The sequence below is a fragment of the Cupriavidus sp. GA3-3 genome, from assembly GCF_000389805.1.
Taxonomy (GTDB): domain Bacteria; phylum Pseudomonadota; class Gammaproteobacteria; order Burkholderiales; family Burkholderiaceae; genus Cupriavidus; species Cupriavidus necator_D.
Genome location: NZ_KB944460.1, coordinates 550,094 through 576,092, shown reverse-complemented (window position 1 = coordinate 576,092; position 25,999 = coordinate 550,094). Strand labels below are relative to the sequence as shown.

Below are 25,999 nucleotides of genomic sequence, written 5' to 3'. Positions count from 1 at the left end.
GACCCCTATGCGTTCCCTGCATGGACAGCAGCCCGCCATTCCTTTGTTGCTGACTTCATTGATGCGACTGCGGATTGCGTGCCCAGCACATCCTGCGTTCTTTTTGATAGCATCGCGCAGGCTTCCTTCTGCCCTGGCGGTCGCCTGGTCGGCTTCCTTTATCGCGTGGGCGCTGGTGTAAAAAACCCTAAAAATCAAGAGGAAGGAGAGTTCTATGAAGAGGCTCATAACGGCGATTTGCAGTTGCCTGCTGCTCGCTGCATGCGGAGGCATGCACGTGCGGCCTCCCGGCGACTATGTGTTGGCTGGTGAGCCAGCGCCTTCCAGCAATCTCGTGAGGGTGGCTTTCGACCAGCTTGGGGATGTTTATCCCCGAGACGCTTCCAGCATTCCCTGGCCGCAACGGGCGCCGGGCGTGAATTCTCGCTTTGCACTGAGCGACATTCTTGAACATGGCGATCACGGTCGGCGACTGTACGGTCCAGAGCAACGGCGGGAAGCGGAAGATGCCGTTGTTGCAGCGCTCAATTCGAAGCTTGCCGCTGGCGACACGCTCCTGGTGCTGGTGCATGGCTTCAATGAGGACTTCGAATCCGCGCAACGGCTGTACAGCGGTTCCCGTAATCTGCTTGGCAGTGAAAAGCCGGCGGTTATTCTTGAGGTCTACTGGGACGGACTTCGAACGCGCAACCCGGAGATCATGACGGAGCAAACGCGACTTACCTTCTGGCCGGATGCGCTTCTGAGCTCCAACTACGCTGGCCAGAGGGGTTTGCGGCCCATCTTGAATCGGCTTTCGAAGCCTGTCGATCTCCGCTTTCTTGTGCACTCGCGAGGTACGGCTGTGGCCCTCTCAGCAGTGGCCGACCCTGTTTATGAGCGCAATTTCGGAAACGATCCGGAGAATCGTGTCCGTCCGCTGGACAACCCCAATATTCGTAGCATTAAGATCGCAGCCTTTGCGCCGGCAGTGGGGAGCGGACATGTTGGCCAAGCCATCTATGACAAGTGGGGAAATCACCCCGTTGATCTGGCTTTCACAGTAAATCCTTGGGACCTGGCACTCTCAAAGCTCTTTGTCTTTCATGACACTTTTTGGGGTGACACAAGTCTAGGCACATCCGAACATTTCGTCCGAGCTCGGATGGAGGAGCATTTCGCGCGGCTCCGCCTCATCCCTGTCAGATTTCCCAATAAAATCGGTCATGCTCTGGACAAATACGTTGAGGGAGACCCCGACGCAGCTACCTGCATCATTCGATTTGCAGGCCTGACATCGTCCGAATGCCCGTCGAGCGTTGAAATCATTCATTTGCGTGATGGGCAGTGACGGCTCTCAGGCTTACGCAGGCGGCTATCCATCGTTAGCATTGTTTTCGGCTGCGGGTTAGACTCGACCCGCAACTGCGGGGAGGCAAGGAGTCCTCCCTTCCTGCTTGCCGCGTGCGGCATCACTCCGTCAGGCGCAATGTGACCGTGCGTGGTGACGCGTCGACGGATGCCAATGCGGCCAAATTGGCGGGACAATTCTGGAGCCGCGACCACATCACGCCTTCGGCGGTTTTGCGTACGCCGACGGCAACTGCTGTTTGTATGGAAGTGGCTAGCGCCTCATTGTTGATCGAGAACAGCCAGCCACCTCGAATCGCAATGCCAACGGCTGCAAACGTGCCAGCCTCGGCGCGGTCGCCGATATTGTCCACTTGCTTGAGCTTGTCAGTGTTGTCCTTGCCTGCACACATGGAAGCGGAGGCCCTGCACAGGGACGAATTTTTTGCCCCAGGGACGCGGATGCGGTCGTCACCCGTCGCCTCGAACAGGACACGCACCAAGTCAGAAACCACCGCATTGGGGTCGATCTTGTTTGTTGAAACCTTTTTGTCCCCCGCCAGATCGACCGTGGCGGCCAGACCTGGAAATCCATAGCTCTTGCCCGCACGACTCACAAACGTCTGCTCGCCCAGTACGCCCAGGATCCGGCAGGGGGTGACCTTACCTTCCTCCTGGCACAGCCGCTGTCCGAGGTCCTTGGCAAGCTGGTCGATCTGGGCATCCGCAGCCGTCAAGACCGTCTCGTCCTTGATCGACTTCTTGAGCTTGTCAAGGAGCTTGGACTTCAGGTCGGGGTAGTCAAAATCGAGTGTGACGATTTTTCCATTCCGGAAGTAATCCGACACATAGCGCGCCACGAGGAGCCGCAGTGTCACCTGAGCGGCATCTTGCGCCTGCGTAGTAGTTGTTATCTGGTTGAGTCCATAGGTCTTCGCGTAGTGGCCCAACGCTTGCGCTGCCGCACCGACCCACCCTTCGCCGCTGGTGGCGAACGATACGTCCTGAATCATCCCGGTCCATTCACGGCGGCTGATGGTAATTTCGCCGCCGCCAAATTTCGACGAGGTAACCGCAGGGTCCGCTGGCGCCAGGTCTCGAAACAGCGTCGAAGTCAGTACCTGATTGGCGCGATCCACTGCATCAGGCGCAAGAGCGTCGAGATTGACCTCGATGCCGCTCGGATCAATCCCGAGTCGTGCGAACAGCCCTTGTGAAAAGCCCGTGAGATGATCATCGTATGCTGCAGCTGACGCCGGCACAGCGCTTCCGGAAGTGGCGGACGCCAGCATACTCAGCCCGAGTTGCAGATCAGTGCGATTGCGCTGGTTGCCCGACAAGCTGGCATTCACTGCGGCCGGCGGCATAGTCGTTGGGGACAGGGCGTATTCAGCTTTCGCACGTGCACAAGCGCTGACAGGCGAGCCAATGACTACCGTCGTGCCTGTGTCTGCGATCTTCTTGTTGAAGTCGCCAGCCGTGATGCATCCGCCGAGTGATGGCAACACCGTCGCGAAAAGCACACCCCTAAAGCATTTCCTCATAGCCATTGTTCCATCGACGAACCGTCGGAGTTGAATAGGATGCCGGGATGTTTAGGGCGGCGGAGAGAACTGTCCGCCCGCCAACTACCTGGCCGACTGCACCTAAGCGACATAAGTCAGCCACGCGGGCAGTTCATTGGATGGCTTCCGTCGTGTTTTTCACATGCTCTGGGGCTGGACGGGCAGGAATATTCCTGACAAGGCAACCACGCCGCGAGTACTACGACGCAATCGGTGAAACTGTTCGTGCGTGACGCGTTGCGCGAGAGTGCGCGATGCATTTGGTCCCCGGAGGGAGTTGCTGAAGGCTACCGCAAGAGTTCAATACCGCAAATCCCCCCAAGAAGGGGGATCTGACACCTTGATCTTTTCAGGCCTGGCGACGGCACGGGCGCCGCTCAGCAGCGGATCGCGCCGGACAGGAAGCGGAAGCAGCCGGCGGCCGCCGGCATCCTGGGCGCCGGTTCCTTGCGCATCATCAACGCCACGCGGCGCTTGAAGCTGGGGCTGCCCAGGGGCACGGCACGCAGCGCCACATCGTTGATGCCCTGGGCGTATAGCCGGGACAGCAGACCGACCGCGAGCCCCGCGCGCACCAGGCTGTAGAGCGATTCGCTGTACTGCAACCTGCAGGACGCGGCGGCCGAAGGCATCCGCTACAGCGAGTTCTTCTGGAACCCCACCGACACCGTCAGACAGTCCGGCATTCCGTACCGCGCCGCCATGGAAGCCATCGTGCGCGCGATCGTCGATGCCGAGGCAGGGTTTGGCATCGTGGGGCGGCTGGTGCCGTCGATCGACCGCGAAGCCGATCCGCCGAGGCGGTCGAGATGGTCGACTGGGTCATCGCCGACCGCCGCGACGAGGTGATCGGCATCGGCATCGACTATCGAGAGAATGACCGGCCGCCCGAGCTGTTCGCCGAGGCCTATCGCAAGGCCCGCGCCGCCGGGCTGAAGACCACTGCCCACGCCGGCGAGTTCGGCACGCCCTGGACCAATGTGGCCACCGCGCTGGACCTGCTGCAAGTGGATCGCATCGACCATGCCTACACCGCCATTGACAACCCCGAGTTCGCGCAGCGTTGCGCGGACCGCGGCATCGTCTTCACGGTGGTGCCGACCAATTCCTACTACCTGCGCACGCTGCCGCGCAAGCGCTGGGCGCTCGATCACCCGATCCGCCATATGCCGGGCATGGGCTTGCGTGTGCACCCCAACACCGACGACCCCGTGCTGCACCACGTCACCGCCAGCCAGGCCCGGGGGATGATGGTGCGCGATTTCGGCTTTGGCCTGGACGACCTGCGCGAGTTCATGCTTAACGGGCTGGACGCCGCGTGGATCGACGACAGCACGCGCCGTGCGTGGCGGGCGTAACAGTGCGCCGAGTTCGATGCGCTGCGCGCCAGGCTGTTCGCGGCCCCGGCTGCCCGAGGCTGCAGCCTGGTCCGTTTCCGTTCCGCTGTTCGTGGACCAGTTCCTGTCCAGGCGTACTGACATCTTCCTGATCGGGCGCTACCAGCGTGCTATAGGCGAAGCGACTACGGCGGCGATTTTCGGCTACCCGACTTCCGCCGGGCGCGATCAGGTGGTGGTTACCACGGGGATGCGGCATCGGTTCTGACCGGCCGCGAGGAAGCTGACGCCCGGCAGTGTCATTGCGTGGGGAAATCGATCTCAGCGCGCCTTGGCGATTCCTCAACCAGCCAGCTCGCGGTGCAACGCCACATATTCCTGCGCCAGCTTGTGGCGCGGATCCAGATGGATCATGGGGGTGGCATGCTGATGCGATTCGCGGATCTTCACCGATGCAGATAGCCGCGATTCAAGTACTGGCAGGCCCTCGCTTACCAGTTCGTCGACCAGCTTCTGCGGCAAGCTGGCTCGCGGCTGGAACTGGTTGATCACGATCCCCTCGACCTGCAGCCCGTCGTTGTGGTCCTGTTGGATTTCCTTCACGTTATCGAGCAGCGTGTAGAGGGCACGGCGCGAGAAGTCATCGCAATCGAACGGGATCAGGCAGCGCTCCACGGCGATCAGTGCGGAGCGGGTATAAAAATTCAGGGCCGGTGGCGTGTCGATGTAAATGGCGTCATAGACTGCCTCCAGCTCGAGCAGGGCGTCGCGTAGCTTGTAGATCTTGTAGCGGGATTCGAGCTTGCCGTGGAGGGAATCCAGGTCAGGATGCGCCGGCATCACATCGAGGTTCTCGAACGGCGTCGGGTGGACAAAGGACGTAAATTCCACCGGCCTGAAGTTGTAGGTCAGGGAGGTCTCGAAGAAGTTCGCCGCGGTCGGACTTGCCTCCGCGGCCCGCGCGCCAAGCAGGTACTGGGTGGAGTTGCCTTGTGCATCCAGGTCAATGACCAGGGTGCGCAAGCCCTCGCTGGCGCTGATCGCCGCGAGATTGCACACAATGGTCGATTTTCCGACCCCACCCTTCTGATTGAACACGACGCGCCGCATTTGCCCCTCTGGAGAGAATCGATCCGAAAGCGGCAGCATACCTCAGCGTGAGGTTCCCGGCAGCACCCCGCCCGGCTATGACAACGATATTCCAGGCCGTGATGAGGTGGCACCCGCGGGCAGGCGATTCACTGGGTGCCAGAGTCAGCCGTCCGATTCCTGCTCGCGGTACCATTGGCGCCTTGAGGTGGTCCCGCGCTTGCATCTCATGGACCCGCCTTGTGCTGCACACTATGCGGCTCACGCCACCGAATGCATCGACATGGTTGCCGACCTTGCCCGTTCCTGGTTGACCTTCAGCGCGCCTGTGGCCGCTGCACAGGCTGCCGGCCGCCCGCTCGTGGCGCTCGAATCCACCATCATCGCCCACGGCATGCCCTACCCGGAGAACGTTCGCACGGCGCGCGAAGTGGAGGCCCTGATCCGCGACCTGGGAGCCGAGCCCGCGACGATCGCGCTGATTGGCGGGCGAATCCGCATCGGGCTTTCGAACGACGAGCTGGAGCTGCTGGGGCGCTCGGAGCGGGCACACAAGGTGAGCCGCCGCGACCTGCCAGCCGTGCTGGCCGGCGGCGGGCTCGGCGCCACGACCGTGGCCGGCACGATGATATGTGCCGCGCTGGCGGGCATTGAGGTCTTCGTCACCGGCGGGATTGGCGGCGTGCACCGCGGTGCGCAGGAAACCTTCGACATCTCGGCTGACCTGCAGGAACTGGCCAGGACCTCGGTGGCGGTGGTCTGTGCCGGGGCGAAGTCCATCCTGGACATCGGGCTCACGCTGGAATACCTGGAAACACACGGTGTGCCGGTGCTCAGTTGTGAGCAAGACAATGTTGCTGCGTTCTACACGCGCGACAGCGGCTTTCGTGCTGACTTCAGGCTGGACGGCGCGGCGGAGCAGGCACGCTTCATCCGCACCAAGTGGGACTTGGGCCTGGCGGGCGGCGTGGTGTTGAGCACACCGGTGCCGCAAGCGGCAGCGATGACGTCCGGGGAGATCGACGCGCTGACTCGGCAGGCGCTTGCCGAGGCCAGGGCGCAGGGAATCACCGGCAAGGCCGTGACGCCTTTCCTGCTGGCTCGCATCAAGGCGCTGACGAGCGGACGCAGCCTGGCGACAAACATCGCGCTTGTGAAACACAACGCCGAGGTGGGAGCAAGGCTTGCGCTGGCATTGGCACGCGCGGGGCGCGGGGCGGGCGCAGCCTAGTCATGTGAGCAGGCCGGCATCCGCAGGGTGCGGGCGCGCACCTGGCAAGCTGGGTCTATGCGCCAACGTCGCCTAATCTTGTGTCTTAGCGATCAGCGAGTGGAAAACTCGCCTGAAGTCGCAACGCGTACATTTTCGATCCGGGGCTAGCGGAAGGAGTCATCATCATGCGACTCTCACTAATAGTCAGCGGCGCCATGCTGGCGCTTTCGGCATGTACATTGGAACCGGCCGGAACAGGCGCCTTTACAGTCATGGGGCCGGCCAGCTTCGATCGCACCTTCACCGCAGCAGCCGGGGCCATGCGCGACCAGGGCCTGGCGATCAGCGTCGAGGACCCGGTCAATGGCGTGGTCGTCGGCAGTCTGGATACCACGACGGTGATGGCCGGTGTGCACCAGCAGGCAGACGGCTACGTGCGGGTGGAATTCGACGGCATGGCTGCACACGATCCAGCGTTGATGGCGCGAATTTCGCGCAGCTACAACCGCCGCATGGGCCGCTGAATCGCGTCAGAGGTCAATTCAATGGATGTCCGCTTTCCGGAAGCGGACCCTGACGAGCCAGATCACGACCGGCTGTCTGCCCTTCAGAACGCTCGGACGTCGGGGACGCGGGCATGGCTCGGGCAAAGCGCCAGCGCGAAATCCTCCGGATCCTTCTGGGTGTTGCCGTGAGGCTTCCTGACCGATCCATGGGTTCAACGCGGATTCGCCTTCCCATGTCCGCGCCGTTCAGCGAGCGCGTCGGCGAGTGCTCTCACCCGCAATAGTATGTGGCGATGGCTGGGGGCCTGAGCAACCTCTCCGTCTGGCAGCAGAGCAGCGCGCCTGGCGGCCTGCTGGCGTTGGCGCAGGGTATGGGTCCGCTCGGCCAGGTAGGGCAGGTTCGCCGATAGGCATGCCCCTTTAGTCGCCGGCTCTGACGGGCTTGGTAATTGCAGTCGCGACTCCGCGTCGTTCACTTTCTTGGCCGGCGCCGGAGCCCGGGGAAAAGGATCGCGGCGAGCAATAGTCCTCCGCCGGTGAGAATCAGAATGTCCTGCATGCCTTGCGCCTCCCACGAAGATGCCAGATCGAGCGAGCCAATCTTAGGGATAACGCTGTCGCAGTGCTATCCGCCTCTGTCCGACAAGATGTTGGACCGAGCGCAGGAGTTCGGATCGCCGACGCGCGCTCGCATGCAATACGCCGCCGGCCGGCATTGATCGCAAAAATGACCGCAAAGCCAGAGGCACAGGCAGCGAACGTGCGCCGTACGAAACAAATGTAATCGTTTGTTAATGCCGCCCCCGCAGCCCCGTGTTGCCAACAGATGCTTCCTTCCGCTTTGGTACGATGCCGCTCTTTCCGCAAAGCGTCCCGCCACCGTGAATCGCCGCTGTATATTGTTTTTTCGTGAGTATTGCGCACGGTGGCTCATCCGCATCCAATCGCTGGCCGCTGCCGGCATCACGATAGCCAGGCGCGTCTTTCCCGGCGCGCTGCGCCGCCTTGGCCACCCGACGCGACGCGGCATCATGCTGACGCTCGCCGCGGTGCCGGCGCTGTTTCTGCTGTACGTGCTGGCGCTCGTGCCGTTTACGCCGGGCATCGGCGACATCCGCAAAGCCCGCATCGACCGCCCAGCGCTGATCGTATCGGCCGACGGCAGAGTGATCGACGAATTCAAACCGGTCAATCGCGAGTGGGTATCGCTCGGGCAGATCTCGCCGTACATGGTCGCTGCATTGATCGCCACCGAAGATCGCCGCTTTTATGAGCATCACGGGATCGACTGGCTGCGTACCGCCTCGGCTGCGCTGCATACGTTCTCCGGCGACCGACAGGGTGGCTCGACGATCACGCAGCAGCTTGCGCGCAACCTATATCCCGACGAAATCGGCCGCGCGCCGACCCTCGCACGCAAGCTCAGGGAAGCGATCACGGCGCTCAAGATCGAAGCCGTGTACAGCAAGGATCAGATCCTTGAGACATACCTGAACAATGTGCCGTTCCTGTACAACGCCTACGGCGTGGAAATGGCCGCACGCACGTATTTCGGCAAATCGGCGCATCAACTCGACATCCTCGAGAGCGCGACACTCGTCGGCATGCTGAAGGCCAACAGCACCTACAACCCAGTGCTGAATCCCGAGCGCGCATTGGAGCGGCGAAACACCGTGCTAGGGCAGATGAACAAGTACGGGAAGCTCAAGCCCGACGCTTACACCTGGCTGAGGCGGCAACCGCTCAACGTCAATTTCGGGTTGCAGAGCGCGCCACGAAGCGCGGCGCCGCATTTTTCCGCGCAACTGCGCAAGTGGCTGATCACATGGGCCGAGCGCAACGGCTACAACATCTATGCCGACGGGCTTGTCGTGCGCACAACCATAGATTACCGTCTGCAGACGATGGCGGTGCAGGCGATGGACTGGCAGGCGAGCCAGTTGCAATGGATCGCGAACGGGGCATGGAACGAACGCACTGGCTGTTGGCCAGGCAACGACCTGTTCCGGACATTCATCCGGCAAACGCCTGACTATCGTGCAGCACGCGATGCTGGTCAATCGGATCAGGTCGCGCTCAGGAAGCTCGGCATGAATCGCACGTTTGTCCGCGCACTCTGCCGGAGCAAGACTCAGGTCCAGGCGGGTTTTGTCGCGATCGATCCGCGCAACGGCGATATCAAGGCATGGGTGGGTAGTCGCGATTTCGGTGATGCACCATTCGATCACGTGCAGCAGGCCCGGCGCCAGCCGGGTTCTACCTTCAAGCCATTCGTCTACGGGGCGGCGTTCGCGGACGGCGCGCGGCCAGGCGATACGATCGTAGACCGGAACGTCGCCATTCCACTGGCCGGCCAGGCGATCTGGCGGCCTACCGATGCGGCGCCGCCCACCGACCGGCCGATGACGCTGCGCGACGCGCTAGTGTATTCGCGCAACCGCGTCACCGCTCAGCTCATGCAAAAGGAAAGCCCCGAGAAGGTCGCACGGCTCGCGCGCGCGATGGGCGTGCGCGACAGTCCCCTCGAAGCGGTGCCGTCGCTCGCGCTCGGCACGAGCCCGGTCACGCTCAAGGAAATGGTATCGGCGTACAGCACGATCGCGAACCGCGGTGCCTATGTCGAACCGCGCATGGTTACCCGGATCGAGGATCACGACGGCAAGGTGCTCGCCGAATTTGCGAGCGCATCGCCGGAACAGGCACTGTCCGCCGCCGCCGCGCAAACGCTCGTCGATGTGATGCGCGACGTCATTATCCGCGGCACCGGCGCAGGCATCCGCACGCGCTTCGGGATTCGCGCCGACGTGGCCGGCAAGACGGGCACCACGCAGGACAACGCGGATGGCTGGTTCATCCTGATGCATCCGCAACTGGTCGCGGGCGCGTGGGTGGGTTTTGACGATGGACGTGTGACGCTCGGTAACGACTGGGGCCAGGGCGCGCATAGCGCGCTGCCGATGGTGGGCGCGTTCTACGACATGGCGCTGCGCGCACGAGTGATCGACCCGGATGCGCGGTTCAGTCCTGAGACCCGGGCTCCTCGCAAGCCCCATGCGCGACAGCATCGGCAATTCCTGTTCTGGAAATTCTGATGTCGTCGCTGGCGGACGCGACATTCGCTTTCGCAGGTGCCGCCGCGCGATGCGGTTAAGAGCGCGATGGGATGGATGCCCAAGTGACGGGCGCCATCGCGCGTCGCCTCACTCAGTCGTCGTGACGATGCTTCTTGTGGCCCTTGTGCTTGCCGCGATTGCCGTTCTTGTGGTCATCGGCATAGTTGTTGCGCGACACATTGCCGCCCAGCGCCGAACCCGCTGCACCACCGGCCGCGGCACCGACGATGCCGCCGGTTCGGCCGCCCAAGGCATTGCCGGCCGCCGCGCCGGCGCCACCGCCCAGCGCGCCACCCACGATGGCGCCGGTTCGTTCCTTCTTGTTGGCAGTCACCGCGCCGCCCGCACCGCCGCCCACGGCACCGCCGACCACGGCACCCGTGCTGCCGCCCAGTGCGCCACCGACGGCGGCGCCCGCGGCACCACCCAGACCGCCGCCCACGGCGTTCTTCAGGTCATCGGCCAGCACCGGTGTGGTGGCAGCGGTCAGCAGCAGGGTCAGGCACAGCGTACGAAGTGATTGTCGAGTCATGTTCTTCCTCAATAGGGGATGGTTGGCGATCCGCCGATGCAGGAGTTTACACGGGGCGGCAAGCGGCTCCGTTTGGAACTCGCAACGGTGGTCGACTACCTCCGTCGCCATGAGCCCGAGGTCTGTCGCGCTGAGCCCGGAATGCTGTTGTCAGTCGATATTGGCGCAGGAAATAGCGACCCCCCGGATGCGGCTGGCACCAGCCGCAAAACAGAAAAGCCCTTCGCAATTCGTGGAGGGCTTCGTCAATTCAGGCCGTCGGGTGGGCAGGTCGACTATAGCGGGCGAATCTTTGACGCTTGTGGGCCCTTCTGACCTTGCGTGACTTCGAATTCCACTCTCGCACCTTCCTCCAGCGATTTGAACCCGGTGCCTTGGATTTCGCTGTGGTGGGCAAACAAGTCCTTGCCGCCATCATCCGGCGTGATGAACCCATAGCCCTTTTCACTGTTAAACCACTTCACGATGCCAGTCGCCATCTCGTCCTCGACATTTGGTGCACACAGGTTGCGTGCTGAGAAGTCCCGCCCCAGAATCGCCCCGTCGCCAAAATATGGTTGGATGCGTTACGGCGCGCCGAACCCCTAGCATACCGAAGAGGAGGGCGGGCAGCATCTGCGGGTTAACCTCTGGATCAGAGCGCTGATGATGAGGCGGGCGAGTCGCGATACGGGCTGAGTGCGCAAATTTCCGATCGCCGAATCCGAGGAAAATCCCCTCGATCCAGGCTTACTCAGTCCAAACGGCATCGACGTCCCGCAGCAGGTGCCCGGCCAGGATGTAGTCGCCAGCCTTCATGGCCTTTGTCTCCAAGGCAACCAACTCGTTGGCTGCCAGCTGGTCCAATGCAAACTGGCAGTACAGGTTCCGTTGCCGGAAGGACACCTTCGGCCGGCTGAGGCCAGCAATGAGCGCCGCGAGGGACTTCACGGCAATGCTTTCGTGTCCGCGGTACTCCACCCGTATCCCTACCTTATTACCAAGGCGCCCGAGCTCAATAGCATCTTGCCAACCTGACTCATAGTCGAGCTCGACCAGCGCGACCCCCTCTGCCTCCAGGAGCCTGATGGCTTCCCCTTTGGTTCCAGCCCGAGCCGTTGTCATTTCTGCCTCCACTCACACCATCCCGCGCGGGGTTGCCGGTCTGATTCAATGTGCTACTGAATTCAACTCAGCGTTGCCCTGCTCACCTTGCCCCTTGGCTTCAGATCTGGAGAGTCAAGGTCTTGCTTAATTCTGACGTAAGAAAAATCTAAGTCAATATAGAATCGCCCTGAAGTCCTGCTACTACCACCCGCGTCACCACTCCGGCGACGCGTTTTTTTTGACGCAGAGCGGTCCTCATTCGGCCTGAAGCTCCATGCCTTTCCCCAGCAGCGACATATCGGTAGCGGACCTCGGCGAGTTGCGCTAATGCAAGCCGTCCGGTCGGTCGGCGAATGGTGCTCCCGAACCTGAATGTATGTCATGTTGCGATATTCGTTGATCTGCCCCTGCGCACGTTTTGGTAAAGGAGAAAATACCGGGGATTACGGCAAACATGCTTGCAATCACATTGAACACAAGGTGGCGAGCAACTAAGATGAACGTTCCGGGTGCGAAAACAAGCACCCGCCAGCCAGAACCTCGCGTCCGAGACGAAACAAGCGGCCTGTGCAAACCAGGCCGGCTGTCACGGACAGTAGTGAAGTCCCGTAGCAAAAGTAAACCTACAGCTTGGGAGACGACTGTGCTGAGTCATCATGAATTCGCCACGCTTGTGCTGGTAAGCGGCAGCTCCGACCCAACGGGGCTGGACCGCGCGGATATGGACGCGCTGCTCGCGTATAAACTGGTTACGCTTGAGCGCCTTGGGCCAAACCACAGCCGCCCTCAGGTGACAATCCAGGGCTACGCTTTTCTGAAAGCCCTCGGGCGAGTTCGCGCAAGCGAGGGTCAGGCTCGCCAGGCCTCCTTATGAGCGTATTGCTTTAGCTGGAAGCGACTGCCGGCGTTGGCGCGCTTTCGTCTGATCGGCGTGGCCTGCCAGGGTCACGATGCAGCAATTGTTTTCCACTCGATTCCGGTCCCGTCGGAGCTCTCTTCGGATAGCTCAGGTGGCGGGTCGCACTTAGGAGACGCAAGATGACTCAGTGGTCCCCCGAGCAATTCATTAAGGTCCAGATGGCAGGCATTGAAGCCCTGACCGGGCTGACCGGCAAGGCCTTTGAAGGCTTCGAAAAACTGCTGGAGCTGAATCTGCAAGCGATGAAGACGGCGCTGGCTGATTCACGAGAAGGCGCAAGGAAAGCGCTCTCAGCCAAGGACCCGCAAGAATTGGTCGAATTGCAAATCGCGTTATTTCAACCCGCGGCCGACAATGTACTGGCATATCGTCGTCAACTGTACGACATCCTCGCCGCCACCCGGGCGGAGTTCGAGAAGGTCGCCGAGGTCCAGTACACGGCAGGCAAGCAGGGTCTGCACGACTTCCTTGGAAGCGTGGTGAGCCAAACGCCCGGCGGCGCGGCGGCGGCGCCATTGGCTGCCTGGCAGGAGGCCGTCAGCGCGACCACTACGCTCTATGAGTCGATGCAAACGACGGCAAAACAGGCCGTGCAAGCGGCCGAGAGCAGCTTCAATACTGCTGCGCAGGTGGCCTCGAAAGGCATGCAACGTCGCGCAGCACAGGCCTCAAAGGCAGCTGCAAATTAAGTCGGCTTTGGCTCTTGGGAGGCCAGAAGAGGCGGAGCGCTGGGGGCGGCCATGTGCTTTGCACCGCCGCCGGCCTAAACTTCCTTCGTGTCGAAGATGAGCATGTCAACCCCGGCCTGGGCAAAATTGGCCAGGTCAGCTGCTGCTGCGGCGCCCTCAGGCGAAGCCATTGCCTGCTGGAGCGCCGCCAGCGAATCGAAGCTCAGCACCGCAACCAGGTGAAACGGCGAATCGCCGGCCGGGCTTGCAACCGGGCCGCTGCTGACCTCGTAGCGTCGCAGGCCGGCGATCTTCTTGGCGATCGGAACATGGGTCGAGAAGTAATATGAATCAAACGCCGCCGTGTCCGCAGGCTTCTTGTATAGCACCACTAGCTTTGCCATCGTGGTTCCTCCAAGCGTGAGTTTGATATAGCCCGAGCTTGCAAGTGTATCGTCCCTATGGCGGGTGAACCCCATTTCTGTCAGAGGGTCGGGTTGACCAGTTTCTTCATGCTACGATTTTCCTATCTAAGTCGGAGGTCGTCATGACAATCGAAAGCTACCAGGGCTACATCGTCCGCGGCTTTGCAAAGCAGCTTGGCGACGGATCCTTCGAGGCATCCGGTGCAGTTGAGAAGGACGGCCGCATCGAAGAAGGATCGGATCCCTTGGGGTACTACCCCTCGTTTGAGCGTGCCGCGGCAGCCGGCATTGCCTGGGCGAAAGCGTGGGTAGATGATCACGGCTGAACCCCTCTGAAATCGCCCACCCAGACCCACGGATTGGCACCTATGCGCCGCCGCAGTTGATGCCGGATGGTGCGTTCTTTCGTCATGCTAGGATGCCTCGAAACGCTGGGAGGTCGCCATGTCGAGCCATGTCTGGGTCGAAGAAGGGGAGTACTACTGCCACTGCACGGTCTGGAAGTCTAAGTCCGGGACCTGGGAGGCATCGGTATTGTTCGAGCGAAGAATCGATCACGCAAACGAGTTTGTCCCAGGCTTGCGGCACAAGATCAAAGCCTCGTTCAATAGCGAGGGCGAGGCAATGACCGAAGCAATCGCTTACGCAAAAGCATGCGTCGAGAACACTAAGACCGGCTTGTAGCCCCATGCGGCTACCCCAAATCGTTTCGATCCCTGCACCGACTGGCTCGCCATCTCAGGCACGTTGACGATCGGTGCTGCCGTCATCGGCGACTTCGCGCTCGGGACACGATTTCTTACAACCGGGGGAGGTGCCCGTCGGTATCCTTGCGGCAAATTCGCCAACTGCAAGCGCAGGTCACCATGAAACCCCTATTTGTGCTCACCGTGGTCACGGCAGCACTTCTCACCGGCTGCGCCGTCGCTCCCTATGATGACGGCTACTACCACGGCGGATACTCGCGTCCGATTTACGGCGGCGGTTACTCCGATTGGGACGGCGGAAGGTACTACGGCGGCAACCGAAAGTGGGGCGGTGACTGGGATCGAGGCTGGGACCGGGACGAGCAGCGAAACAGGGGCCGTGACTGGAGCGGCCGTGATAACCGCGGCTGGAACCGTGGTGGAGACCAAGGCGAAAACCGCGGCGAGAAGCGTGGATGGAACCGGGGCGATGAGCGAGCAGAGAATCGCGGCCGGGACCGGCGCGGAGAGCATGGCGGGGACCGGGGCAATGACCGTGGCGGTAACCGCGGTGATGACCGTGGGCGGAATCGTGACGCCGACGGTGGCAACGGTCGCGGCAGAGACCGTAACAAGGATTGATGCGACAGCCTCTGACTTCGCAGTGGATACAAAGCCTTACAAGACTCTCAAGCGCCGTGGTCAACTGTCACAACCTGCCGCCGTTACACGAGGTAACCAGCTTTAGGTTTTGCTCATACCAAACAGGGCGAGAACGCCATAAGGTATTGGCAACATTCGACGGAACAGCATCATGCAGAAGATCCTGGCAGTTTGTGCAATCGCAGCCGCATCCATGCTTGCGTCTGGCGCCGCCCAGGCAAGGGTAGACGTCGGAATTGGCATCGGTATTCCAGGTGTCGTGGTTGCAGCGCCTCCGCCCCCGGTGTACTACGAACCGGCCCCTGTCTACGTTGCTCCGCGCCCGGTGGTAGTGGCGCCTGATTACTACGACGATTGGCAGGCACGCGCATGGCGTGAACAACAGTGGCGCGAGCAGCGGTGGAGGGAACGCGAGTGGAGGCGGCGCCATCGCGAGTGGCACCGCTGGCACGATGACGATTGAAGCCGTCGGGGCTCTGAGCCAAGTCTGCCTTCGTGCGGGCCTGACCCGAGCCACGGGCTTCCCTGCGCAAGCCCGCTCCCGTCTCAGAAGGTGGCGGGCGAATTCACCCACAGCACCCTGGCCACCACGTCGCCCACATTGCGGTAGCCATGCGGCACCTGGCTGGAGAACGTGAAAGCATCGCCCGGGCCGATCAGGTAGACGTCGTCGCCGAGCATCAGTTCGAGCTGCCCTTCGAGCACGTAGCCAACTTCCTCGCCCTGGTGCTCGATCTGCCCGTCGCTGGCCTCGCCGGGCCAGACGATGTGGATGTTGGCCTGCAGCAGGCCGCCACGCTTGGGCAGCACCACGCGTTCGAGCGCCACGCCGCCGGCCCGGATCACCGGGCGTTCACCATGCCGCAGGATCGGTGACTGGTTTGGCTCCTCGTCGCTGGTCAGCGCGCCGATATTGGTGTCCAGCGCCACGGCCAGCCGGTGCAGCGTGGTAAACGACGGGGTTGCCAGCCCGCGCTCAATCTTTGAAATCAGGCTTTCCGAGCAACCCGCCTTTCCGGCGAGCTGCAGCAGCGTGTAGCCGGCCACCAGCCGGGCGTGGCGCAGCTTGACGCCAAGCGTCAGGGTGGCCGACTTGCTGTCGGCCGCTTCAGGTGTGGGTTGCTCGGTCTTTGCCATGCAGGCTCGGAATTGGTTGGACTTGGGTCGGCCACCAGGCGCCGTACGTCAATGCGTTCAGCGGCTGGCCAGTTCGGCGACAGTGTAAGCCAGTGCCTGGGCTCCAAGGAACAGATCGGCGCCTTCCGTATCTTCGGCGGCATTGTGGCTGATGCCCCCTTTGCTTGGCACGAAGATCATCGCCGTGGGGCAATGGTCGGCCAGGTACATGGCGTCGTGGAACGCGCCGGAGGTCAGCTGCACCGGCAGCGCGCGGCCGGCGTTGCGGCTGGCACGCGCGCAGGCGCGCTCGATGGTGCCCAGCATGGCCTCGGGGAAATGCGTCGGCTCGCGATGGAAGAAGCGCGTGACCGTGACCGCTTCGGGCGCATGTGCGTGCCTGACGCACGCCGCGCGCAGTGCCGCTTCGGCGCGGTCAAGCGCGGCGTCGTCCAGGCAGCGCATATCGACCGTGAACGTGACGTGGCCGGGAATGGTGTTGACCGAGTTCGGCGCCACGCTCCAGCGGCCCAGCGTCAGGCGCAGTTCAGGAGTGCCGGGGGTGGCCGCATGGCGCGGCGCCAGCGCGTACAGGTCTTGCGCGATGGCCATGGCCGCGGCCATCGCATCGCATCGTACCGCCATCGGCGTGGTGCCGGCATGGGCCATCGTACCCGTGCATTCCACGCGGAACCAGCGCACCGCCTGGATGCCGGTGACCACGCCCAGCGGCACATTTGCGCCTTCCAGCACCGGCCCCTGTTCGATGTGCAGTTCGACGCATGCCGCCATGGGCCGCGCCATCGGCACCCTGGTGACATCGTGGCTTTCCGCGAGCGCGGCATCGAGCGCCTCGCCGAAGCGAATGCCGGCGGCGTCAGCCACGTCGCGATAGCCTGCCAGCCGGGCGGGTTCGACGAAAGCGCTCGACCCCATCGCGCCGGGACCGAAGCGGCTGCCTTCCTCGTTGGTCCAGGACACGACCTCGATGGGGCGCAAGGTCTCGATGCCGGCCGCGTTGAGCGCGGCAATCACTTCCAGGCCGGCCAGCACGCCGTACGCGCCGTCGTACTTGCCGCCCACCGGCTGGGTATCGGCGTGGCTGCCGGTCAGCACCGGCGGCAGGTCTTCGCGGCCGGGGCGGCGGAAGAACAGGTTGCCGCAATCGTCGATGCCGACGGTGCAGCCCAGCGCGCGTGCCTGGTCGATCAGGTGGCGCCGGGCGGCCAGGTCGGTCGCGGTCAGTGTTTCGCGGGAAACGCCGCCGTCGTGGCGCAGGCCAAAGCAGGCCAGGGCTGCCAGCGATGCGGCCAGGCGCCCGGCGCCCACATGATCCTGTGCGCGTTCGGCAATGGCTTGTGCGTTGGCGAGGGGGGGCGGGTTCGATACGGTCAATTTGGTCTCCAGATATCAGGCAAGGCTGGCGCCAAGCGCCTGCTCAAGGCGATGAGCCATGCCGAGCACGCGGGCATCGGCATGGCGCGGCCCCGTCACGGTCACGCCAACCGGCATGCCGGTGGCGCCGGTGCCCGTCGGCACATGGACGCATGGGGTGCCCAGCAGCGACCACATGCGGCAGAAAATCGGATCGCCGGTGGCGCCAAGGCCAGCAGGCGCTTCGCCTTCGGCGCTCGGGGCCAGCACGACGTCGAATCCTGCCATCGCCGTGTTGAACGCCGTGCGGGCCGCTTCCGCGTATGCCAGCGCGACATGGAAGCGCTGGCCGGTGACGGCGCGGCCCGCTTCGAGCTGGCGCGCGAAAGCCGCGCTGAAGTCTTCTGCGTGCTCGCGTGCTTCCGGCGCGAATGCGGCGAGTGCCTCGAATGCCATGATGTCCAGTTGGGCTTCAGTCAGCCCGTGGCAAGCCTGCGGCAGGTTGAAGTCGCGCACCGTGCCACCGATGCGTTCGAGCGCACGGATCGCGGTGTCCAGTGCGGCTTGTGTATCGGCACCAGCACGTTCCCAATGCGGCGTGCGGCAAATGCCGATGCGCAGCGGCGCGTGGCGTAGCGTCGACGCGTCCGCTAGCGCGGCATCGCGCGCCAGGGTGCCGATGAAGAAGGCCGCGTCGTCCACGCGGCGGGCCAGCACGCCCACCGTATCCAGGCTTGGTGCCAGCGGCTTGATACCGGCCAGCGGCAGTGTGCCATGCGTGGGCTTGTAGCCCACCACGCCGCAATAGGCGGCCGGCCGCACAATCGATCCCGCGGTCTGTGTGCCAAAGGCCAGCGGCACCATGCCTGCGGCGACGGCGGCGGCCGATCCGCTCGACGAGCCGCCGGGGGTGCGGGGCCTGTCCGCCGGCGCGCGCGGGTTGCGGGTCGGCCCCGGCTGAAACGTGGCGAATTCGGTGGTGACGGTCTTGCCGACCACGACCGCGCCCGCCGACCGGGCCAGTGCCACCGCCGCCGCATCCACGCCCGGCCGATGTCCGGCGTATATCGGCGAACCATAAGTGGTCGGCATGTCGGCTGTATCCATCAGGTCCTTGGCGCCAAGCGGGACGCCCGGCAACGCGCCTGACGCGCCGCCGGCATCCAGCCGCCGCGCCTGCGCCACGGCGGTGTCGCCACCCACGTGCTGCCAGGCCAGAATGCCTGCGTCTTGCGCCGCAATGCGGGCCAGTGCCGCACGGACCACCGCTTCGGCGCTCAGTTCGCGCCGCGACACCATCGCCGCCAGGGTGCGGACCGGAAGATCGAGGAAGTCGTCCATCGCATGTTCTCCGGATCAGCCGAAATAGGCTGCGCGAACCTCATCGTTCTCGCGCAGCGCCTGCGCGGTGCCCTGGGCCACGACACGGCCCTGGGTCAGCACATAGCCCTGGTGTGAGATGGCCAGCGTCTGGCGCGCGTTCTGTTCCACCAGCAGCACCGTCATGCCCAGTTCGTTGATCTGCTGGATGACCTTGAAGTTTTCCTTCACATAGAGCGGCGACAGGCCCAGCGACGGCTCGTCGATGACCAGCAGCCGCGGCTGCGCCATCAGTCCGCGCCCGATCGACACCATCGCCTGTTCGCCGCCGGACATGGTGCCGGCGAGTTGGCCCGCGCGCTCGCGCAGCCGGGGGAAGATCGTGTACACGCGCTCGATGCGCTCGCGCACCCTGGCCGGGTCCGCCTCAAGGAATGCGCCCAGCGCAAGGTTTTCGGCCACCGTCATGCGCGGGAACACCTTGCGGCCTTCGGGAATGCAGGAGATGCCGCGTGCGATGATGTTGTGGGTCTTCTCGCCCGCGATGTCCGTGCCGTCCCACAGGATGCGTCCCTGGCGCGGCGGTGTCAGGCCCAGGATCGAACGGATCAGCGTGCTCTTGCCGGCGCCGTTGGCGCCAAGGATGCATGTGATCTTGCCCGGCGGCACCTCGATCGAGACATCGTGCAGGACGTTGACCCTGTCGTAGCCCGTGGTCAGCCCTTCCACGCGCAGTGTGCTGTCGCTCATGCGGCTTCCTCCCCCAGATAGGCGGTCTGCACGTCGGGATCGGCGGTAATCTCGGCGTAGGTTCCCTCGGCAATCTTCTTGCCGTAGTTCAGCACGATGCAGCGGTCGGTGATGCGCTCGATCACGTTCATTTCGTGCTCGATCAGCACCACCGACAGGTCCTGCAGCTTGCCGCGCACCTGCAGGATATCGTCCATCAGTTCATGGGTCTCGTCATGCGTCATGCCCGCCGAAGGCTCGTCGAGCAGCAGCAGGCGGGGGCGGCTCATCAGGGCCCGGCACACCTCGATGCGGCGGCGGTCGATCATCGTGAACGTTTCCACCGGCTCGAACAGCCGCGCCACCAGTGGCGGGCTGAAGATGCCCAGCAGCTCGCGCACCGACTCCACGTAGCGTTCGTACTCGGCGCGGAACGCCTTGCGCCGGAACAGGTTGAAGACCAGCCCGTGACGCATGTTCTGGTAATCGCCGATCACGATGTTGTCGAACACCGTCAGCGGCAGCGACAAGCGCGAACGCTGGAACGTCCGCGCCACGCCGCTGCGGTAGATCTGCTGTGGCGTCTTGCCGATGACGTTGTTGCCGTCATAGGTAATGGTTCCGGCGCTTGCCTTGTACAGCCCCGTCAGCACGTTGAAGAACGTGGTCTTGCCGGAGCCGTTGGGGCCCAGCAGGCCCAGGATCTCGCCACGGCGGATCTCGAGCTGGAGGTTGTCCAGCGCGGTCAGGCCGCCAAAGCGCATGGTCAGGTCGCGCACCTGGATCATTGCGTCGCTCATTGCGCATCCTCCCGGGGAAAGAACAGGCGGGTCTTGCGCGGCATCAGGCCGTCCGGGCGGAACAGCAGGATGGCGATCACCAGCGCCGCGTAGAACAGGAAGCGGTATTCCTGGATGAACTGCAGCTTTTCGGGCAGCACCAGCACGATAATGGCCGCCGGCACCAGGCCCACCACGTTGCCGAGGCCGCCCAGGATCACGATCGACAGCATCAGCAGCGAGTCGGCGAAGGTGAAGTTGTTGGGCGCCACGAACGCAGTGACCATGCCGTAGACACTGCCGGCGATGCCGGCAAAGAAGTTGCCGAGCATGAACGCAATCACCTTCCACCGGGCGATGTGCAGGCCGAACGCGGCGGCGGCGGTCTCGTCGGTGCGCACCACGTCCATCGCCAGGCCTACCCACGAGCGCTCCAGCGCCTTGACCACGGCAAACGTGCCCGCACAGATCAGCAGGCTCAGCAGCGCATAGCTGGCGTAGAACGACACGTCCACGCCGAACAGTGTCACGCTCTCATTGAACGCGAAGCCGAACAGCGTCATCCCGGGCACCTGCAGGCCCTGCGGCCCGCCCAGCACGTCGTTGACCTCAAGGAAGGTCTTGAACAGGATGCCGAACGCGATGGTCACCAGCGCCGCATAGTGGCCGCGCGTGCGCAGCACGGGCGCAACCAGCACCGAGCCGATCACGGCCGCTGCCAGGCCAGACAGCACGATCACCAGCACGTGAGGAATGCCCGTGTGCGTGGCCAGCACGGCCGTGGTGTAGGCGCCGATGCCAAAGAACGCCGCGCCCGCGAAATTGGACACGCCGGAAAACCCGAACTGGACTGTCAGCCCCAGGCAGGCGGTGGTGTAAAGCAGCACGGCACACAGCATCAGCAGGACGAAATGGCTCTCGTGGAACAGCGCGACCAGCGCCAGCGTGCCGGCCAGCGTCCATAGCCTGGACTGCCCTGGCCGCCGCGATGCTGCCTGCTCCACGGCCTGCGTCAGGCCCAGCCGGCCCGCCGCGAACACCGCGGCCCCGGCCAGCGCCAGCAGCACGGCTACCGCCAGTTGCGATTCCGCATGCAGGAAGAAGTAGAGATAGGCCACCAGGGCGATGGCCGAGATGGCCAGCACCATGGCCGGGCGCCGCTGCGGGCCCTCGGCCGTGGCGGCGGAGGCCGCCGGCAGCGGCTTCGAGACGTTGTCAGACACGTTCACTGGCTTTCTCCGCGATGAGTCCGGTCGGCTTCCAGGCCATCAGCACGATGACCACGGCAAAGGCGAATACGTCCTTGTAGGCGCTCGGGATGTCGGGCACCAGGGCCGGCAGCATGGCACTGCCCAGTACCTGCAGCGCCGCAAACAGGAAGCCGCCGAGGATGGCGCCGTAGATATTGCCTAGCCCGCCAAGGATGGCAGCGGCAAAGCCGATCACCCCCAACAGCAGCCCGACGTTGAAGTTGATCTCGTTGTAGTAGAGGCCGTTCATCACGCCCGCCAGTGCCGCCATGGCGGACCCCAGCGCAAACGTGACCAGTACCACCACCTCGAAGTTGATGCCCATCAGCCGGGCCGTCTCGCCATCCTGGGCCACGGCACGAATGGCCATGCCAAAGCGCGTGCGGGTGATCAGCAGATGCACGCCGAGGATGATGGCCACGCCGGCGGCCAGCAGGATCAGGTTGTCCGCGCGCATGGAGAGCGCGCCGATGGTGAACTCGCCAGCGGGCAGCAGCGCGGGAAATGGTTTCGGGTTCGAGCCGTCCGGGTAGAACAGCCGGACCGCCTCACGCAGCACCGTGCCCAGCATCAGCGTGGCCAGCAATGTGTTCAGCGGCGGCGCACGGCGCAGCGGCAGGATCAGGACGCGGGCGATGCCGGCGCCCAGCAGGCCGGTCACCGTCACCGCGCACACCACGATGGCCAGCAGCTGCAGCCACGGGGAATCCACATGCATCGCCACCACGCCGGCTGATGCCGCCAGCCCGGCAAACGCACCCACCATCAGCACATCGCCATGAGAAAACTTGATCACGTCGAGCACGCCGAAGAACAGCGTGAAGCCTACCGCTACCATTGCGTAGATCATCCCGAGCATCAGCCCGTTAAAGACGTACTGCCCTAATACACTCATCGGTATCCCCCGAATTCCGGATGCCCAGGCGGGCGCGGGGCCGGGCGGGGGCAGGATTGCCCCGAACCCGGCCGCCATGCTTACAGGCCGGTCAGCTTCTTCTTGCCCTTGCCGTAGGTGCTGTCTTCCCAGATCACCCACTTGCCGTCTTCCACCACATACTTGGTGATCAGCGGCACCACGTTCTGGCCGTGGTCGTCGAAGGTGACCTTGCCGATGATGGTGTTCACGTCCCTGGTGCCGTTCAGCACATCACGCACCTTCTTGCGGTCCGGGCCCACCTTTTCCACGGCGTCGATGATCAGGTTGGCCGCGGCAAACGCAAACGGGCCGTACGCTTCCGGCGGTTCACCGTATTTCTGCTGCGTGTAGCGTTCCATGAAGAACTGGCCGCCCGCCAGCTTCTCTACCGGCGCGCCTTCGATGAACGCCAGCGAACCCTCCGACAGCGATTTGCCCACGCCTTCGATATAGGCATCGGACTTGATGCCCGACGTGCCCTCGAACTGAGCCTTGATGCCGAGCTTGTCCATCTGCGTGCGGATGCGCACGCCCAGCGGCGTGAGGCCGCCGAAATACACCACGTCGGGCTTCAGTTCGCGGATCTTAGTCAGCTCCGTGGTGAAATCTTGCTGATCGGCTGTCACGCCGAACGTGCCGACGATGGTGCCGCCGTCCTTCTTCAGGAACTCGCTGAAATACTTGTTGTGGCCCTTGCCGTAGTCGGTGGTGTCATGGATGATCGCCCACTTCTTGTAGCCCAGCCCGGTCATGAATTTGGCCGCCACTTCGCTCTGGTTGATCATCGTGCCGTTGACGCGATGGATCTCCTTGAACTTGTTGCCATAGGTGACCTCGGGCAGCACGGCGCCCCACACCACGGCGGGCATGCCGAAGCGGCTGTAGACGCCCACTGTGCCCATGGCCACGGCAGAGCAGAAGTGCGTCACGCCGGCAACGATGGACTTGTCCGCCGCGATCTTGGTCGCCACCTGCACGCCGACGTTCGGCCGGCACTCGTCGTCCTGCACCACCAGTTCATAGGTGTACCTGGCCTTCGGGTCCGCATTGCGCAAGCGCACGGCCAGGTCCGCGGAATTGCGTCCGCCCAGGCCGATCGACGACACGCCACCGGTCAGCGGACCGACAAAGGCAATCTTGACGACATCCTTGGCCTGCGCCGGTGCTGCCGTCAGGACCATTCCGGTCGCTGCGGCTGCGATGGCGGCGGCTACTGCAGTGTGTTTCTTGCGCACTCTCTTCCCCCCTGGGTTGCATGGACAATTGGACGGACCGCTGCGCGGCGTCACCGACCCGAACCGATGCAAGGCGCGTGTGGACGCCCGGGAAAGCTCTTGGAAAGCTGCCTGCACCATATTCAAGTCACTTGAATACTATGCAACAGACATGCCAACGTTCAACGAGCGAAAACCCGTAGCTTTGAATGGGCGCTGGGGAAATGAGGGGGAGCCCGTGCTCAATCCGGGCGCATGGGTGCACGGTTGCGGTGCGCCGCAGAGCAAAACAAGGGACGAAGCATTGCTGGGACGTAGGTGTTGCTTAGCGCATTTTTCGTCCCATCTCGTTAGACATCCCACAGATACAGCTAGTGGTAGCTATCTTGATATCCATCGCATGACGGTATATCTTTTGGTATCTATCAAAGGAAATATCGTGAGCACCACTGCCAAGATCTTCACCACCGGCCGCAGCCAGGCGGTACGGCTGCCGCAGGAATTCCGCTTCGCCGAGCGCGAGGTATATATTCGCCGTGACCCGTCCACCGGTGACGTGATCCTGTCGCGCCGGCCGGAGAGTTGGGACGGCTTTTTGGCTGCCATCAAGGACAGCGCCGTGCCGGAAGACTTTATGGCCGACCGCGCGCAGGGCGAGCAAGCCAGGGATCCGCTGGCGGGTCTCGAATGACGCGCTACATGCTCGACACCAATATCGTGAGCCTTCTGTTGCGGGCACATCCGGCAGTCGTGGCACGCGTGACGGCAGCGCCGATGGTGGCGCTGTGCCTGTCAGCCATCACCGGTGCGGAACTGATGTACGGGCTGGCCAAGCGTCCCGGCGCAGCGCGCCTCGCGCGCGCGGTCGACGAGTTGCTGCGCAGGGTCGAGGTATTGCCCTGGACCCCTTCAGTGATGGCCGGCTATGGTGAAACCCGCGCTGCGCTGGAATCCCAAGGACAGCCGGTGGGGGCACTGAACCTGCTGATCGCCGCGCACGCGCTGGAGACTGGCGCGGTGCTGGTGACCAATGACCAGGCATTCCGGCGCGTCCCTGGCCTGGTGGTGGAGGACTGGACGGTTCCGACCGGAAATTGATCGCAGCAATCTGAAAGATTGGCCAACTGCGCGTCTGGCCGACACCCGGCATCGGCCAGTCCTGCGGCAACCGCCGTGCGCTACTGGTCTGCCTTGGCCCCCGAGCGCCGCACGATTTCCGCCCATTTTTTGCCTTCGGAAGCGTTGTAGCGGGCAAAGTCGCCAGGTGAGGAGCCGACCGGCTCGGCGCCCATGTCGGCATATTGCTGGCGCACATCGGGCCGCTTCAGCGCGCCGGCCGCATGCGCGGCCAGCTTTTCCACGACCGGGGCCGGCGTGCCGCGCGGCGCCCACAGCCCATACCAGGTGCTGATGTCGAAGCCGGGCAGGCCGGACTCGGCGACGGTGGGCACGTTTGGCAGCGCGCTCGCGCGCCGCGCGGTGGTCACTGCAACGGCACGCAGCTTGCCGGACTTGATGAAGGGCATCGCCGACGGCATGGAATCAAACATCAGCTGGATCTGGCCGCCCATCAGGTCCGTCAGCGCCGGCGCGCTGCCCTTGTACGGCACATGCTGCATCGGCACCTTTGCCGCCAGCTTGAACGATTCGCCGGCCAGGTGCTGGGCCGAGGCATTGCCCGCCGAGCCGAAGTTGAGCGCACCGCCCTGGCTATTTGCGTAGGCGATCAGGTCCTGCACTGTCTTCACCGGCGAGGCGTTGTTGACCACCAGCACCAGCGGCACGTCGGCCAGCTGCGTGATCGGCACGAAGTCCTTGAAGGAGTCATAGCGCATCTTCGGCTGAATGCTGGGGTTGATCACATGCAGCGAGGCATTGGCCAGGATGGTGTAGCCGTCGGCGGGAGCGCGCGCCACAGCTTCGGCGCCGATCATGCCGCTGGCGCCGGGTTTGTTGTCGACCACCACGCTCTGGCCCAGGCTCTCGCCCATCTTGACCGCGACCACGCGCGCGAGCAGGTCGGTGGGCCCGCCGGCGGGGTAGGGCAGCACCATGCGCACGGGATGCTGCGGGAAGGCCTGCGCGACGGCGGCAGCCGGCAGCGCGGCCGCGGCTGCCGCCAGCATCAGTGCCGCGCGCAGCCGCGGCCAAGCCGGAAGTCGTTTCTGGT

26 protein-coding genes and 1 pseudogene are annotated in these 25,999 nt (G+C 63.6%); 11 read left to right on the top strand and 16 right to left on the bottom strand.

Annotated features, from left to right (window positions below; translation table 11 throughout):
- Positions 1-214 precede the first annotated feature (214 nt).
- The gene (locus tag C265_RS32105; protein ID WP_136227878.1) at positions 215-1,330 is read left to right on the top strand and encodes a hypothetical protein; all 1,116 of its coding nucleotides are present in this window, start codon (positions 215-217) and stop codon (positions 1,328-1,330) included.
- 121 nt (positions 1,331-1,451) lie between these two features.
- Here the strand turns inward: C265_RS32105 and C265_RS32100 are convergent, their stop codons facing one another.
- Complete coding sequence (locus C265_RS32100) at positions 1,452-2,852, bottom strand: hypothetical protein (protein WP_144062238.1); 1,401 nt, start codon at positions 2,850-2,852, stop codon at positions 1,452-1,454.
- Positions 2,853-3,271: 419 nt separating this feature from the next.
- On the bottom strand, positions 3,272-3,526 hold the full coding sequence (locus C265_RS02635; protein WP_010812725.1) for a LysR substrate-binding domain-containing protein: 255 nt from the start codon (positions 3,524-3,526) through the stop codon (positions 3,272-3,274).
- On the opposite strand from C265_RS02635, the pseudogene C265_RS02630 reads away from it, so the two are divergent.
- Positions 3,492-4,252 (top strand): annotated as a pseudogene (locus C265_RS02630) (adenosine deaminase); the annotation flags it as partial. The gene C265_RS02635 and the pseudogene C265_RS02630 sit on opposite strands and share 35 nt — an antisense overlap.
- Positions 4,253-4,573: 321 nt before the next feature.
- On the opposite strand, the gene C265_RS02620 reads toward C265_RS02630, so the two are convergent.
- A complete protein-coding gene (locus tag C265_RS02620; protein ID WP_010812729.1) occupies positions 4,574-5,341 on the bottom strand; it encodes a ParA family protein in 768 nt (255 codons plus the stop codon).
- A gap of 262 nt (positions 5,342-5,603) precedes the next feature.
- On the opposite strand from C265_RS02620, the gene C265_RS02615 reads away from it, so the two are divergent.
- The 3 genes from C265_RS02615 (at position 5,604) to C265_RS02605 (ending at position 10,131) form a co-directional block, all read left to right on the top strand.
- Positions 5,604-6,551, top strand: a complete 948-nt coding sequence (locus C265_RS02615; protein WP_010812730.1) for a pseudouridine-5'-phosphate glycosidase — start codon at positions 5,604-5,606, stop codon at positions 6,549-6,551.
- Between the two features lie 167 nt (positions 6,552-6,718).
- Complete coding sequence (locus tag C265_RS02610) at positions 6,719-7,057, top strand: hypothetical protein (protein ID WP_011617600.1); 339 nt, start codon at positions 6,719-6,721, stop codon at positions 7,055-7,057.
- Between the two features lie 863 nt (positions 7,058-7,920).
- Positions 7,921-10,131, top strand: coding sequence for a penicillin-binding protein 1A (locus tag C265_RS02605; RefSeq protein ID WP_037023378.1), 2,211 nt, complete (start codon positions 7,921-7,923; stop codon positions 10,129-10,131).
- A gap of 112 nt (positions 10,132-10,243) precedes the next feature.
- Here the strand turns inward: C265_RS02605 and C265_RS02600 are convergent, their stop codons facing one another.
- From C265_RS02600 to C265_RS02590, 3 genes are all read right to left on the bottom strand, one after another.
- Positions 10,244-10,684, bottom strand: a complete 441-nt coding sequence (locus C265_RS02600) for a hypothetical protein (protein ID WP_010812733.1) — start codon at positions 10,682-10,684, stop codon at positions 10,244-10,246.
- Between the two features lie 275 nt (positions 10,685-10,959).
- A complete protein-coding gene (locus tag C265_RS02595; RefSeq protein ID WP_010812734.1) occupies positions 10,960-11,163 on the bottom strand; it encodes a cold-shock protein in 204 nt (67 codons plus the stop codon).
- A gap of 250 nt (positions 11,164-11,413) precedes the next feature.
- On the bottom strand, positions 11,414-11,788 hold the full coding sequence (locus C265_RS02590) for a hypothetical protein (protein ID WP_010812735.1): 375 nt from the start codon (positions 11,786-11,788) through the stop codon (positions 11,414-11,416).
- 1,020 nt (positions 11,789-12,808) lie between these two features.
- On the opposite strand from C265_RS02590, the gene phaP4 reads away from it, so the two are divergent.
- Complete coding sequence (gene phaP4 / locus C265_RS02580; protein ID WP_010812737.1) at positions 12,809-13,378, top strand: TIGR01841 family phasin PhaP4; 570 nt, start codon at positions 12,809-12,811, stop codon at positions 13,376-13,378.
- Between the two features lie 74 nt (positions 13,379-13,452).
- Here phaP4 and C265_RS02575 read toward each other — a convergent pair whose 3' ends face one another.
- Entirely contained in the window at positions 13,453-13,761 is a 309-nt protein-coding gene (locus C265_RS02575) for an EthD family reductase (RefSeq protein WP_010812738.1), read from the bottom strand.
- Positions 13,762-13,904: 143 nt separating this feature from the next.
- Between C265_RS02575 and C265_RS02570 the strand changes: the two genes are divergently transcribed.
- From C265_RS02570 to C265_RS31175, 3 genes are all read left to right on the top strand, one after another.
- The gene (locus C265_RS02570; protein WP_010812739.1) at positions 13,905-14,108 is read left to right on the top strand and encodes a hypothetical protein; all 204 of its coding nucleotides are present in this window, start codon (positions 13,905-13,907) and stop codon (positions 14,106-14,108) included.
- 540 nt (positions 14,109-14,648) lie between these two features.
- Positions 14,649-15,110, top strand: a complete 462-nt coding sequence (locus C265_RS32730; protein ID WP_010812741.1) for a transposase — start codon at positions 14,649-14,651, stop codon at positions 15,108-15,110.
- 172 nt (positions 15,111-15,282) lie between these two features.
- Positions 15,283-15,594, top strand: coding sequence for a hypothetical protein (locus C265_RS31175; protein ID WP_010812742.1), 312 nt, complete (start codon positions 15,283-15,285; stop codon positions 15,592-15,594).
- Positions 15,595-15,677: 83 nt separating this feature from the next.
- Here C265_RS31175 and C265_RS02555 read toward each other — a convergent pair whose 3' ends face one another.
- The 8 genes from C265_RS02555 to C265_RS02520 form a co-directional block, all read right to left on the bottom strand.
- A complete protein-coding gene (locus C265_RS02555) occupies positions 15,678-16,268 on the bottom strand; it encodes a helix-turn-helix domain-containing protein (protein WP_010812743.1) in 591 nt (196 codons plus the stop codon).
- A 57-nt stretch (positions 16,269-16,325) separates the two neighbouring features.
- Positions 16,326-17,642: a M20 family metallo-hydrolase gene (locus C265_RS02550; RefSeq protein ID WP_010812744.1), complete on the bottom strand. Its 1,317-nt coding sequence runs from the start codon at positions 17,640-17,642 to the stop codon at positions 16,326-16,328.
- Positions 17,643-17,657: 15 nt separating this feature from the next.
- On the bottom strand, positions 17,658-18,962 hold the full coding sequence (locus C265_RS02545) for an amidase (RefSeq protein WP_010812745.1): 1,305 nt from the start codon (positions 18,960-18,962) through the stop codon (positions 17,658-17,660).
- A 15-nt stretch (positions 18,963-18,977) separates the two neighbouring features.
- Complete coding sequence (locus C265_RS02540) at positions 18,978-19,691, bottom strand: ABC transporter ATP-binding protein (protein WP_010812746.1); 714 nt, start codon at positions 19,689-19,691, stop codon at positions 18,978-18,980.
- Positions 19,688-20,470 carry an ABC transporter ATP-binding protein gene (locus tag C265_RS02535; protein WP_011617591.1) on the bottom strand — a complete coding sequence of 261 codons (783 nt, stop codon included), beginning with the start codon at positions 20,468-20,470 and terminating at the stop codon, positions 19,688-19,690. Before C265_RS02535 ends, C265_RS02540 begins: the two co-directional genes overlap by 4 nt.
- Positions 20,467-21,678: a branched-chain amino acid ABC transporter permease gene (locus C265_RS02530; protein ID WP_010812748.1), complete on the bottom strand. Its 1,212-nt coding sequence runs from the start codon at positions 21,676-21,678 to the stop codon at positions 20,467-20,469. Before C265_RS02530 ends, C265_RS02535 begins: the two co-directional genes overlap by 4 nt.
- Positions 21,665-22,594 carry a branched-chain amino acid ABC transporter permease gene (locus tag C265_RS02525; protein ID WP_037023376.1) on the bottom strand — a complete coding sequence of 310 codons (930 nt, stop codon included), beginning with the start codon at positions 22,592-22,594 and terminating at the stop codon, positions 21,665-21,667. Before C265_RS02525 ends, C265_RS02530 begins: the two co-directional genes overlap by 14 nt.
- Before the next feature lie 80 nt (positions 22,595-22,674).
- The gene (locus C265_RS02520; protein WP_011617589.1) at positions 22,675-23,850 is read right to left on the bottom strand and encodes a branched-chain amino acid ABC transporter substrate-binding protein; all 1,176 of its coding nucleotides are present in this window, start codon (positions 23,848-23,850) and stop codon (positions 22,675-22,677) included.
- A gap of 418 nt (positions 23,851-24,268) precedes the next feature.
- Between C265_RS02520 and C265_RS02515 the strand changes: the two genes are divergently transcribed.
- The gene (locus tag C265_RS02515; RefSeq protein ID WP_010812751.1) at positions 24,269-24,520 is read left to right on the top strand and encodes an antitoxin; all 252 of its coding nucleotides are present in this window, start codon (positions 24,269-24,271) and stop codon (positions 24,518-24,520) included.
- On the top strand, positions 24,517-24,927 hold the full coding sequence (locus C265_RS02510; protein WP_010812752.1) for a type II toxin-antitoxin system VapC family toxin: 411 nt from the start codon (positions 24,517-24,519) through the stop codon (positions 24,925-24,927). Before C265_RS02515 ends, C265_RS02510 begins: the two co-directional genes overlap by 4 nt.
- Before the next feature lie 80 nt (positions 24,928-25,007).
- On the opposite strand, the gene C265_RS02505 is transcribed toward C265_RS02510, so the two are convergent.
- The gene (locus C265_RS02505; protein ID WP_052181589.1) at positions 25,008-25,955 is read right to left on the bottom strand and encodes a tripartite tricarboxylate transporter substrate binding protein; all 948 of its coding nucleotides are present in this window, start codon (positions 25,953-25,955) and stop codon (positions 25,008-25,010) included.
- Positions 25,956-25,999: the final 44 nt, after the last annotated feature.